Origin of the sequence: Streptomyces europaeiscabiei (genome assembly GCF_001550375.1) — a bacterium.
In the GTDB taxonomy this organism is placed as follows: Bacteria; Actinomycetota; Actinomycetes; order Streptomycetales; family Streptomycetaceae; genus Streptomyces; species Streptomyces europaeiscabiei.
In genome coordinates this window covers 36,186-47,768 of record NZ_LRTR01000620.1, presented here as the reverse complement: position 1 = coordinate 47,768, position 11,583 = coordinate 36,186, and the positions used below count along the sequence as shown (strand labels likewise).

The window sequence follows — 11,583 nt, the reverse complement described above, 5'->3', positions numbered from 1 at the left end:
CGGCCCCGGACGCGCGCTCGTCCGCCGGCGGCGACTGCGCGCTCCGCCGGGCGGGGGCCTGGCCAGGGGGCGTTGTGCGGGACGTTCACAACACCCCCTGGCCTTCCCGCCCCCACGGCCGCAGCTTCTCGGGGTTGCGGACCGCCCAGATGCGGGTGACGCGGCCCTCGGAGATGTCGAACGAGGCCACGGTCATGACGACGCCGGTGTGCCGGGCCACCAGGCCCGGCACACCGTTGACCGACCGCTCCAGGAGTTCGAGCCCCGGAGCCCTGTCGGCGATGGCGACCATGTACTCGGCGATGCGCGCGCCGCCCTCGACCGGCCGCAGGACGGTGCCGACCATGCCGCCGCCGTCGGCGGTCATCACGGCGGCCGGGTCGAGCAGACTGACGAGGGCCGGGATGTCCCTCGTCTCCCAAGCCACTTTGACGCGCCGCACCACGTCGGCCCGGCCGGTCGCCGTCACCGGAGTGTGCGCGTCGCCGACCCGTCGCCGGGCGGAGGCCGCCAGCTGCTTGGAGGCCGCGGGCGTCCGGCCGAGAACGTCGGCGATCTCGGCGAACGGGTACCGGAAGACGTCGTGCAGGACGAACGCCACCCGCTCGGCGGGAGTCATCGACTCCAGGACGACGAGGAAGGCCATGGCCACCGACTCGTCCAGGACGATCTGGTCGGCGGGGTCCGCGGGGCCGGTGGGACCGGCGCCGTCCGGGTGGTCCCGCTCGGCGCGGTCGGGCAGCGGCTCGGGCAGCCACGCGCCCACATAGCGTTCACGGCGGGCCCGCGCCGAGCCGAGCAGGTCCAGGCAGATACGGCCGGTCACCGTCGTCAGCCAGGCGCCGGGGGACAGGATCTCCTCCTGCTGGCTCCGTGGCAGCCCGTACCAGCGTGCGTAGGCATCCTGTACGGCGTCCTCGGCCTCGGTCACCGAACCGAGCAACCGGTAAGCGACGTTGACCAGTTGGCGTCGCTCGCCGGCCGTCTCGTCGTCCGTGCCGGCCCTCACAGTCCCCATGCTCCGGTTGCCCCTTCGCCTTACCTTTCGCGGGCCCGCGTCGTCGTACCGGTGAGACCTTATCGATCTACTGCCCGAGGGCGGAAAAGGGGACTGTGGCATGGCCACTCAGGTGACGGCGACGGTGAACGCGCAGCGCGGCTCCTCGTTCCTGCGGATCGCGATCGCCCTGCAGACCTTGACCATCTTCCTCCAGGCGGTCTCCGCAGGACTGCTGCTGACCTCGTCCTACGGAGAGACGCTGCACAGTGTCGGGGCCCGTGTGATGTACGGGGCGTCGATGCTGTACGTGCTCGCGGCGGTGCTGGCGTGGAAGCCGGGCGGCGGATCACCCCGGCCCGTCCTGCACGCGTCGGGCTTTCTCGTACTGGCCTCGGTCCAGGTCGTGCTCGGTATCGCGCACGTCCCGTCGGTCCATCTCCCCCTGGGTGTCCTGATGTTCGGGCTGAGTGTGCTGGCGCTCGCCCGGCGTTGAGCCTGCCCGGATCACGGCGCACGGGTGCGGCCGACACCGCGTGAGCGATGTCGGCCGCACCCGCAGGTGCCGTGGCGCCGTTGTGCGGCACCGCGGTCAGCGGGTGCCCTTCGCCGCGAACTCGGCGACGTCTTCCACGTGCCGTTGGTAATCACCGACCCGCCCGCCCGCCCGCTCGCCCACCCGACCGGAACGGGCACAGGATGTCGGGTGCGGCAAGGTGGCTTCTTCCTAGCGTGGTGGGCGAAAGGAAGGAGACCGGGGTGCTGGAGCGGCTGAACCAGGCCATGGAGCACATCGAGCGCCACCTCGATCAGCCGATCGAGGTGGCCGACCTGGCACGGATCGCGATGACGTCGGAGTACCACCTGCGGCGGCTCTTCTCCGCGCTCGCGGGCATGCCGCTGTCGGAGTACGTCCGGCGCCGGCGGCTCACCGTCGCCGGCGCGGAGGTGCTGGCCGCCGAACGGACCCTGCTGGAGATCGCGGTGCGCTACGGCTACGGCTCGGGGGAGGCGTTCGCGCGGGCGTTCCGCGCCCTGCACGGCGTCGGCCCCGGGGAGGCCCGGCGGACCGGCGCCAGTCTGCGGTCCCAGCCCCGGATGTCCTTCCGCCTCGTCGTCGAAGGGAGCAGCAGCATGCGATACCGCGTAGTGGAGAGGGAGGAGTTCCGGGTGGTCGGGAGGAAGACCCGTGTCCCCCTCGTGCACGAGGGGGTGAACCCGGCGATCGCCGACTTCATCCGGAGCATCGGGCAGGAGACGCTCAGCCGGATCGAGAGCCTCTCCGACCAGGAGCCGCAGGGGATCGTCTCGGTCAGTGACAATCTCGCCGAGAGCCGGGCGGAGGGGACCGAACTCGACTACTTCCACGGGGCGGTGACCCGAGCCGCCGCGCCCGACGGCATGGACGAACTGATCGTCCCGGCGGGGACCTGGGCCGTCTTCGAGAACTCCGGACCGTTCCCGCAGGCGCTGCAGTATCTCTGGCGCGACGTGTTCACGCAGTGGTTCCCGTCCAATCCGTACCGGAGCCGCCCGGGCCCCGAGATCCTGCGGACCCGACTGTCGCAGGACGCGGCGCAGGCGGACGCGGAGCTGTGGATCCCGGTGGAGCGGACCCCGCTCTGAGTGCCGGCGCGCGGCGACTTCCCGTCGTCGCGCGCCTGCCTCCGGTCCCCGTCCGCCGGTAGCGTGAAACGACGTCGACCTGAGGTGGGGGCATGAGGGCGATCGTCGTGGGCGCGGGTATCGGGGGGCTGGCCGCGACACTGAGTCTGCGGCGCGCCGGGTGCGAGGTGACGCTCGTCGAGCAGGCGCCGCGGTTCACCGAGGTCGGCGCGGGGATCCAGCTCGCGCCCAACGCCACCCGCGTCCTGCGTCGGCTGGGTCTGCTCGACGCGGTCGCCGCCCGGTCCAGTCGGCCGTCCCGGCTGAGCTTCCGCACCTGGTCCGACGGCGGTGAGATCTGCGGCTACGCGCTGGGCCGCGAGGCCGAGGCCGCGTTCGGGGCGCCGTACCTCCAGGCCCACCGGGCCGATCTGCACGAGGCCCTGGCCGCCGCCGTGCCGCCCGAGTCGGTGCGGCTGAACACCGTGGTCGTGGGCATCGGGCAGGACGGCAGGTCCGCGCGGGTGACGACGGCCGACGGGGAGTGCCTGGAGGCGGACCTCGTCGTGGCCGCGGACGGCGTACGTTCCCGGGCCCGCCAGTGGCTGTTCGGTGACGACGAGGCCCTGTTCTCGGGAACCGTCGCCTACCGGGCCCTGCTGCCGGCCGGCGAGGTCACCGGCCTGGACCTCCCGGAGTACGCGCTCTGGCTCGGGCCGGGACGGCACTTCGTGCACTACTGGGTGCGACGCGGGGAACTGCTCAACGTCGTCGGCGTCATCGAAACCGGGGCGGCGCAGGAGTCGTGGACCGCTCGGGCCGAGCCGGGGGAGTGTCTGCGCGCGTTCGACGGATGGGACCCCCGGGTGCTCGACGTCCTCGGACGGACGGGGACGGTGCTCCGCTACGGCATCTACACCCGCGCTCCGCTGACCCGCTGGAACACCGGGCGCGTGACCCTGCTCGGCGACAGCGCCCACGCGATGGTGCCCTTCCAGGCCCAGGGTGCGGCCCAGGCCCTGGTCGACGCGGCGGTGCTCGGCGACTGCCTCGCGGACGCGGCACCCGCCGACGTACCCGACGCGCTGGACCGGTACGTGCGCCGACGGCTGGCCACCGCCACGAAGGTGCAGGCCGGCTCCGCGCGGGCGGGCGAGGACTACCACCTGCCGGACGGGCCGAAGGCACGCGCCCGGAACGACCGGCTGGCGGTGCAGGCGGCCGAGAACGGGTTCGGCCCCCACGCGGGCGCGTGGGGGCTCGACACCTTCGACGAGCAGGCGTCGTAGGACGGGCTCCCCTGTCGGACGAGCTCGGGTCGAGGCGGGTGGGCACGAGGCGGGTCGTGCGGCGCGCCGTCCGTCGGACGGCGGCCGACGCCGCGTGCAGGTTCTTCGCCGCCAGGGCCAGTCCCTCCGTCTGGGAGTGGGCCGCGTCCTCGTGCTGATGTCCATGGCCATGTCCGGGGCGATCTCGGCGAGGGCGCGCAGGAAACTCGGTCCGGAAGGGGATGAGAGCGACGACTCCGACCAGGTCTCGAACGCCTTCGCGGCGGCGTCCTCGGCAGTGCCGCCGCCGAGGACGACGATGACTCAGCCCCGCAAAGACCATGGTCACGATCTCCTGGACCGTCATCGGACAGGAGCCGTCAGACCAGCACGACGACCTCGCGCGAGGGGTCGGGCCGTGAACGCGCCCTCGGTGATCGACTTGGAGTCGTCGTGGAGCTGGGTGAGGTCGATGTCAGGACACGGCGCCGCGGTCCTCGCAGCGGGGGCACATCCCGCCGGTACGGCTGAAGGCGGCCTCGACGGCCTTCTCGATGTCGCCTTCGACGGTGATCGAACCGCTGCCCTTCACCGGGGCGGTGTTGAACGAGTACGCGCTTGGCGGTCCGATGTGCGGCCGGCCGAGCCGTCCGAAGAGGATGCGGAGCATGGCGTGGGCGTGGGCGTGGGCGTGGGCGTCGGTGACGGCGCCGACCGTGGAGCGCGGGTCGGAGCCCGTCCGCGACTGTTGTGCGGCCGAAACGGCTGTGCGGATCCGGGGGCCGTCACTTGTCTCGCGGAGCCGCTGTGTTGCGTGGCAGGTCGTTCGCCGACGGCGCCAGGGGCCCCGGCCTCAGATCGGGTTCGTGTATCGAGGCCGGGGCGGGGTACGTCAGCGGCTCAGGCCCCGGAACCGCTTCACGGCGAGCGGAAAGAACACCGCGATCAGGGCCACCGGCCAGGCCACGGCAAGCAGTTCCGCGTGCTGGGCGGCCCAGGAGCCGCCGGCCGCGCCCGGGTTGCCGAACAGGCCGCGTACCGCGGTGGCCGTCGCCGACATCGGGTTCCACTCGACGATCGCGCCGAGCCAGGAGGGCATCGATTCGGGCGAGGCGATGGCGTTGGAGAGGAAGCTGACCGGCCAGACCAGGATCTGCACCGCCTGCACCAGTTCCGGCTTGCCCGCGACCATCGCCAGGTGGATTCCGATCCACAGCATCGCGAACCGCAGCAGCAACAGCAGTCCCACCGCTCCGAGGAAGGAGGCGAAGCCCTCGTGCCAGCGCCAGCCGATCGCGTATCCGACCGCGATCATCACGGTCAGGCCGACCGCCGATTGCAGCATGTCGGCGATGCTCCGGCCGACCAGGACCGCGCCGGAGTTCATCGGCATCGAGCGGAACCGGTCGATGACCCCCTTGCCGAGGTCCTGGGTGACCGAGAGCATCGTCGCTTCCAGGCCGAAGGCCATGGTCATGGTGAGCATGCCGGGGACCAGGTAGGACGTGAAGTCACCCTGGATGCCCTGTCCGCCGCCGATCAGGTAGCTGAACATCAGCAGCATCATCACGGGGAAGACCAACCCGACGACCACCTGCACGGGCCGGCGGGCCCAGTGCGCCAGCTCGCGCCGGGTCATCGTCCAGGAGTCGACGGCCGCCCAGCTCAATTTCGAGCCCGTGCCGTGCGTCGTGCCCACACCGTACGTCGCGCTCATGCGGCGTCCTCCTTCGTCAGGTGCATGAAGACCTCGTCGAGCGTCGGTCGGCGTACCGCGATGTCCTCCGCCTCGATGCCGGCCGACTCCAGAGCCCGCACGGTCTCGGTCAGTGCCGCCATCCGGTTGCTGATCGAGGCACTGACCAGCCGCCGGTCCTCGTCCACCCTCACCTCACCGGGCAGGAGCGAGGCCGCGCGGGCCAGCTGGGCCGTGTCGTGCAGGACCACGTCGATGCGGTCGCCACCCGTCCTGGACTTCAGCTCGTCCGCCGTGCCCTCCGCGATGACCTTCCCGTGGTCGATCACCGCGATCCGGTCGGCCAGCTGATCTGCCTCCTCCAGGTACTGCGTGGTCAGCAGCACGGTCGTGCCGCCGTCCACCAGGGAACGCACCGCGCTCCACACCTCCGTGCGGCCGCGGGGGTCGAGTCCGGTCGTGGGCTCGTCCAGGAAGAGCACCTGCGGCTGGGAAATGAGCGAGGCCGCGAGGTCGAGCCGCCTTCGCATACCGCCGCTGTACTGCTTGATCGCCTTGTTGCCCGTGTCCGTGAGCCCGAACCGGGCCAGGAGCTCATCAGCCCTTGCGCCGGCGCGGCGTGCGCCGAGATGGAAGAGGCGGCCGAACATCTCCAGGTTCTGGCGGCCGCTGAGTTCCTCGTCGACGGCGACGTTCTGGCCGAGCAGCCCGATCCGCGAGCGCACCTCGTCGGCCCGCGTCCTCACGTCGGTGCCCGCTACCTCGACACGTCCCTCGTCCGGGCGCAGCAGCGTGGACATGATGCGTACGGCCGTGGTCTTGCCGGCGCCGTTGGGGCCGAGAATTCCCTGGACGGTCCCGGCTCGGACCGTGAGATCGAGGCCGTCGAGGGCTTGCTTGTCCCTATACCTCTTCCGCAGACCTTCGACGACGATCGCCGGATCGAAGTCAGACAAAACACTCCCCTTCGGTCGGTGGTCAAACTTGACTAGTAGTGCCAAGGTAAGGGGATGCGGGTGATTGGTCAAACTTGATTAGTGGGCAGGGGCTGCTGGGCTCGGCAGTCGGCCAAACTTGGACGGAGCGGTCTGGTCAAGCTTTACCAGAGGGGGTGTTCATGTCGGCGATCCGGCTACTGGTTCTCGGCGCGGTCCGCCAGCACGGACGGGCGCACGGGTACCAGGTGCGCAACGACCTGGAGTTCTGGGGCGCCCACGAGTGGTCCAACGCCAAGCCCGGCTCGATCTACCACGCGCTCAAGCAGATGGCCAAGGAAGGGCTGCTCGTCGAACGCGAGGTCGCGCCGAGCGCCGTCGGCGGCCCACCCCGCGTCGAGTACGAGATCAACGACAAGGGCACCGAGGAGTTCTTCGCACTGCTGCGCGAGGCGCTGAGCTCGCACGAGCAGAAGTCCGACGTCCTTTCGGCGGGCATCGGCTTCATCGTCTACCTGTCCAGGGGCGAGTCCGTCGCTCTCCTCGAACGGCGGATCGCAGGACTCGAACAGTGGCGGTCCGCGGTCACCGAGTACTACACGCCGGAGGACGGTTCCGGGCAGCTCGGACACATCGGCGAGATCATGAACCTGTGGATGCACTCGGCCGACAGCGGCGTGCAGTGGACCCGCGGCCTGATCGAGCGGATCGAGAGCGGCGCGTACACGTTCGCGGGTGAGGGTGAACCCTTCGTGGCCGTGCTCGCGGACGATGAGCCGAACCCGTTCGCGACGGGGCCACACCCGCGGGACGACCGGTAGCCCCGCACCCTGGCGGTGGCGCCGGTGTCCGTGTCGCCGCTCGGTGTTGGCGGGCGTGATCGTTGAGGCCGGTGACCTGCCCGCCGTCGTCGTCGCCTTCGACGACCGGTGCGCCATCGGTGTCCTGGCTGTACTGGCTCGTGCCGGGGTCGACGTGCGGGGCCGGGTCTCCATGGTCGGCCACGGCGACGAAACCCACTCCCGGCTGAGCTGCTTCAACCCGACCGCGATCGGTCGGTGCGCCGAGGAGCAGGTCCGGCATGTGGTGACCGCCGCCGTCGAACGCCTCGACCAGGACCCCACGGAACCCCGTGAGGTCCTGCTCACCCCGCGTCTCGTCCCGCGCGGGACGACGACCGGGTCCGTCCGTCCGGGTCCGGCCCGTCGTACCGCCCGCCGGTGACCGACTCCCCAGCGGAGCGGGCCCAGGAAGCGGATGTGCGGGCGGTCGTCGGGGCCGGTGCGGGTGACGGTGGCCCGTACGCCGTAGACGTCGGCGACGAGGGACTCGGTGAGGACGTCGTGAGGGGTGGCGGCGGCCACGACGCGGCCCTGTCCGAGAACGACCAGGTGGTCGCGGTACATCGCGGCGAGGTTCAGGTCGTGGAGGGCGACGACGCTGGTCAGACGGAGTTCGCCGATCAGGGTCAACAGGGCGAGCTGGTGCTGGATGTCGAGGTGGTCGGTGGGCTCGTCCAGAAGGAGTTCGTGCGGCTCCTGGGCGAGGGCGCGGGCGATCCGGACGCGCTGACGTTCGCCGCCGGACAGGGTGTGCCAGGACCGGTGGGCCTTGTCGGCGGGCCGGTGCGGGCCAGGGCCGTGCGGACGGCCTCCTCGTAGGCGGGGGAGGTCGGCGTCCAGGCCCTGCAGGTGCGGGACCCGGCCCAGTCGCACGACGTCGTGGACGGTCAACTCGACCTGACTGGTCGTGGACGGTCAACTCGACCTGACTGGTCATGGACGGTCAACTCGACCTGACTGTCGGACTGTTGGGCCACAACGGCGATCCGCCGGGCGACCGCGCGGCGTCCCACCCGGTCCAGTGGACGGTCGTCGAGCGTGACGACCCCGGAGGCGGGCGCGATGACCCCGGCGAGCAGGCGCAGCAGCGTCGACTTGCCCGAGCCGTTGGGGCCGAGCAGACCAGTGACGGTGCCGGGCCGGGGCGCCAGACTGACCCCGTCCAGGATCAGCGTGCCGTCGGCGCCGCGGGAGACCCGCTCGGCGCGCAGCCCGGCGGTGCCTGTGGTGGCGGCGGTGCTCGTGGAGGCGGCGGTGTCGGTCATCGGGCGCTCCTGGTCCGGTACATGATGGCGACGAACGCCGGGACGCCGATGAGGGACGTCACCACACCCACCGGCACCTCCTGCGGGTCCAGGACGGTACGGGCGAGGGTGTCGACCCACACCAGGAACACCGACCCGGCCAGGGCGGTGGCCGGCAGCAGCCGCCCGTGACCGGAGCCGGTCAGCGCGCGTGCGGCGTGCGGCAGCACCAGGCCGACGAAGCCGACAGCCCCGGCCGAGGCCACCAGGGCCGCGGTGAGCAGAGCGGTGGCGCACAGCAGAACCAGCCGGGTACGGGCCACGGAGACGCCGAGCGAGGCCGCCGCGTCCTGCCCGAACGCGAACGCGTCCAGCGCGTGGGTGTGCCCCAGGCAGATCAGCAGTACCACGACCAGCACCGCCAGACACACCGTCACATCCGTCCAGTCGGCACCGCTGAGCGAGCCGGGCAGCCAGAACAGCACCGCACGGGTCGTCTCGGCGTCGGCGGCGGTCATCACCATGAAGGAGGTGAGCGCGGAGAACAGCTGCATGGCCGCGACGCCGACGAGGACCACCCGGTCCGTCGTGCCGCCGAGGGTGTGGCTGAGCAGCAGCACCAGCCCGAACGAGACCACGGCGCCGAGGAACGCGCCGCCGGAGACCGACAGCGCGCCGCCGCCCACGCCGAGCACGACGACCACGACCGCGCCGGTCGAGGCTCCGGAGGAGACGCCCAGCACGAAGGGTCGGCCAGCGGATTGCGCAGCAGGGACTGCATCACCGCGCCGCACACGGCCAGTCCGGCCCCGCACACGGCGGCCAGGAGGGTGCGCGGCAGCCGCAGTCACGGCCCCGTCAGTCGATGACCGCGGTGGCCTCGATCTCGACCAGATGCTCGGGGATGTCGAGGGCCGCTACGCCGAGGAGTGTGGCCGGCGGTGCCGCGGTCACTCCCAGCTTCGCGGCAGCCCGGGAGATCCCCTCCATGAGTGCGGGCATCTTGTCGGGCGTCCAGTCGACGACGTGGATGTTGAGCTTCGCCACATCGTCGAACGAAGCGCCGGCTCCGGCGAGGGCGGTGCCGATGTTGAGGTAGCACCGCTCGGTCTGGGCGGCCAGGTCGCCCTCGCCGACGGTGACTCCGTCAGCGTTCCAGGAGACCTGGCCGGCGATGAAGACCAGCTTCGAGCCGGTGGCGATCGACACCTGTCGGTACGCGTCGATCGTCGGCAGTCCGCCGGGGTTCACCAGGGTGATGGCCATGTCGTGCGCCTCCTCGTCGTGGGCGTCCGTGGACCCCATGTGCTCTCTTGTGGTTACTGGGGAACCGTAGGAGAGCGGCCGTCGACTTGGAAGAACGCACTTTTCGGTGACCGGGGTACCCTCTGGTGACCAGACAGGTCAGCGCCCTGCCCGAGGGAGCCGAGGCTCCCTGATGGTTCGTCAGCCGGCCGGCTTCCAGCCCGGGATCGTCGGCAGCACCTTCTCGGCGACGCGGAACAGGGCCTCGTCGTCGGGCCTCTGGGAGTCCTGGCGCCAGATGACGAGTTCGAAGGTGCTGCCGCTGTCCTTCGGGTCGGTCGCGACCAGCAGCCGGCGGGCGACGCCGCCGGGGCCGGACTGGGGGTCGCTGCCGTCGAGCCCGAAGGAGATGGCGATGGTCTGGCCCGAGTAGAGGACCGCCGGGCGTCCCAGGACGGTTCTGGTCTCGGCGTCGGCGCCCAGATAGCCGACGGAGTCGGTGACCGGAAGGTCCTCGTAGGACGCCGAGAGCTCCACGGTGTAGGTATCCAGCGTGACGGTCGCCTCGGGGGTGACGGTCTTGGTGCCGCTGCTGGCCCAGCTGGACTCGCTCTCACCGCCCGACGCGCTCACCGCCTGCTCGGTCGGCGTGCCGAGGAGTCCGGGCAGGTCGGAGCGGTTCAGCGCGGTGCAGAGCTGCGCACCGGAGACCTTGCCCCGCGGCGCCGGCGAGGCGTCGTCCGAGGAGGAGCAGACGGCCGGTCCCACGGTTCCGGGCGTCTGGCCGAGGAGGTCCCCCAGCAACCACATACCTCCCAGAAGCACCCCGACGGTAGCCACCGCCGAGAACACCTGGGCCCCCGTGCTCATTTCCTTCCTGGAGCCGGATCGGGGATCGCCCCCGAAATCCCCTCCGGAAGCCGCTCCCGAATCCGGTCCGGAAGCCGCTCCCGAATCCGGTCCGGAAGCCGCTCCGGAAGCCGCTCCGGAAGCCGCTCCTGAAGCTGCTCCGGAATGCGTTCCGGAATCGGCGAAATCGTCGACCATGTCCCCCGTGCCCCCATCTTGATGTGCACATGCCTCACGCGCGCCGGGGGAGCCTAACCGGTGACCGTCACGAGGGAAAACGGAATTCCGCCGAGGCCGCGGTTCATGACGAGCCGTGCGGTGCCGCGGGGTGCTGCGAGGCAGGAGGCGCGGCGGGAGAGCACGTGCACCCGGGCCCGCAGAAATGTGTCAAGCACCCTGGTCGCGCGGGGGAATCGAAGGCGAGGACGGCGGTGGGGCGGGGCGGCGGCGAGGAGGGCACGGGCGGTTGCGACGCCGTGCGCCTCGGTCGTCCTGCCCGGGAGGGGACGGGCCCGGTCGCGCCCCGTTCGTGCCGACCGCCGTGCGGTCGGCGGGCGACGCGGGCAGCAAGGTGAAGGTGGTCACGTTCGATCTCCACCAGGAACTGGAGGGTGCCACCGTGAAGGGCGACATCGAGTTCGTCGTCGACCGGCAGTCGCATCGGCAGGGCTACTTGCTACCTGTCAGTCGACTCGCTGTGGCTCTACAAAGCAACGGCACCTACACGGGCGGCGGCGAGCGGCCGGTCCTCACCGGCCCCGCCCTTCGTCGACAAGGGCGAGATCGTTGAGGTCGCTTGGATCGTCGAGATCGTCGAGATCGTCGAGGTCACCAAGGTCACCAGAAGTCGCCGGCTTCGCGGCGAAGGGCCCCGCTGACCGGCGCGCCCGCGGTCCCCAGCA

At 71.3% G+C, this 11,583-nt stretch carries 10 protein-coding genes and 4 pseudogenes; 6 read left to right on the top strand and 8 right to left on the bottom strand.

What is annotated here, in order from left to right:
- Positions 1-85 precede the first annotated feature (85 nt).
- A complete protein-coding gene (sigJ, locus tag AWZ10_RS30415) occupies positions 86-1,018 on the bottom strand; it encodes an RNA polymerase sigma factor SigJ (RefSeq protein WP_060892560.1) in 933 nt (310 codons plus the stop codon).
- 100 nt (positions 1,019-1,118) lie between these two features.
- Between sigJ and AWZ10_RS30410 the strand changes: the two genes are divergently transcribed.
- From AWZ10_RS30410 to AWZ10_RS30400, 3 genes are all read left to right on the top strand, one after another.
- Positions 1,119-1,493, top strand: a complete 375-nt coding sequence (locus AWZ10_RS30410) for a hypothetical protein (RefSeq protein WP_046709822.1) — start codon at positions 1,119-1,121, stop codon at positions 1,491-1,493.
- A 263-nt stretch (positions 1,494-1,756) separates the two neighbouring features.
- The gene (locus AWZ10_RS30405; protein WP_037698690.1) at positions 1,757-2,623 is read left to right on the top strand and encodes an AraC family transcriptional regulator; all 867 of its coding nucleotides are present in this window, start codon (positions 1,757-1,759) and stop codon (positions 2,621-2,623) included.
- A gap of 92 nt (positions 2,624-2,715) precedes the next feature.
- Positions 2,716-3,891 carry an FAD-dependent monooxygenase gene (locus tag AWZ10_RS30400; protein ID WP_060892559.1) on the top strand — a complete coding sequence of 392 codons (1,176 nt, stop codon included), beginning with the start codon at positions 2,716-2,718 and terminating at the stop codon, positions 3,889-3,891.
- A gap of 396 nt (positions 3,892-4,287) precedes the next feature.
- Here AWZ10_RS30400 and AWZ10_RS48290 read toward each other — a convergent pair.
- The 3 genes and pseudogenes from AWZ10_RS48290 to AWZ10_RS30385 form a co-directional block, all read right to left on the bottom strand.
- Positions 4,288-4,639: pseudogene (locus AWZ10_RS48290) on the bottom strand (excinuclease ABC subunit UvrA); the annotation flags it as partial.
- Between the two features lie 123 nt (positions 4,640-4,762).
- Complete coding sequence (locus tag AWZ10_RS30390; protein WP_060892557.1) at positions 4,763-5,587, bottom strand: ABC transporter permease; 825 nt, start codon at positions 5,585-5,587, stop codon at positions 4,763-4,765.
- Complete coding sequence (locus tag AWZ10_RS30385; protein WP_060892556.1) at positions 5,584-6,522, bottom strand: ATP-binding cassette domain-containing protein; 939 nt, start codon at positions 6,520-6,522, stop codon at positions 5,584-5,586. Before AWZ10_RS30385 ends, AWZ10_RS30390 begins: the two co-directional genes overlap by 4 nt.
- 161 nt (positions 6,523-6,683) lie before the next feature.
- On the opposite strand from AWZ10_RS30385, the gene AWZ10_RS30380 reads away from it, so the two are divergent.
- A complete protein-coding gene (locus tag AWZ10_RS30380) occupies positions 6,684-7,322 on the top strand; it encodes a PadR family transcriptional regulator (protein WP_046707620.1) in 639 nt (212 codons plus the stop codon).
- Between the two features lie 55 nt (positions 7,323-7,377).
- Complete coding sequence (locus tag AWZ10_RS30375; protein WP_244172595.1) at positions 7,378-7,725, top strand: substrate-binding domain-containing protein; 348 nt, start codon at positions 7,378-7,380, stop codon at positions 7,723-7,725.
- Positions 7,726-7,739: 14 nt separating this feature from the next.
- Here AWZ10_RS30375 and AWZ10_RS55215 read toward each other — a convergent pair.
- The 4 genes and pseudogenes from AWZ10_RS55215 to AWZ10_RS30355 form a co-directional block, all read right to left on the bottom strand.
- Positions 7,740-8,608 (bottom strand): annotated as a pseudogene (locus AWZ10_RS55215) (ABC transporter ATP-binding protein); the annotation flags it as partial.
- A pseudogene (locus AWZ10_RS30365) lies at positions 8,605-9,434 on the bottom strand (FecCD family ABC transporter permease); the annotation flags it as partial. The pseudogenes AWZ10_RS55215 and AWZ10_RS30365, both read right to left, overlap by 4 nt.
- Positions 9,435-9,445: 11 nt before the next feature.
- Positions 9,446-9,853 carry a RidA family protein gene (locus tag AWZ10_RS30360; protein ID WP_046707619.1) on the bottom strand — a complete coding sequence of 136 codons (408 nt, stop codon included), beginning with the start codon at positions 9,851-9,853 and terminating at the stop codon, positions 9,446-9,448.
- Between the two features lie 180 nt (positions 9,854-10,033).
- Positions 10,034-10,702 (bottom strand): DUF6215 domain-containing protein, encoded by a 669-nt coding sequence (locus AWZ10_RS30355; RefSeq protein ID WP_046707612.1) that lies wholly within the window; start codon positions 10,700-10,702, stop codon positions 10,034-10,036.
- A 499-nt stretch (positions 10,703-11,201) separates the two neighbouring features.
- Between AWZ10_RS30355 and AWZ10_RS30350 the strand changes: the two are divergent.
- Positions 11,202-11,559 (top strand): annotated as a pseudogene (locus AWZ10_RS30350) (hypothetical protein); the annotation flags it as partial.
- Between the last annotated feature and the right edge of the window lie 24 nt (positions 11,560-11,583).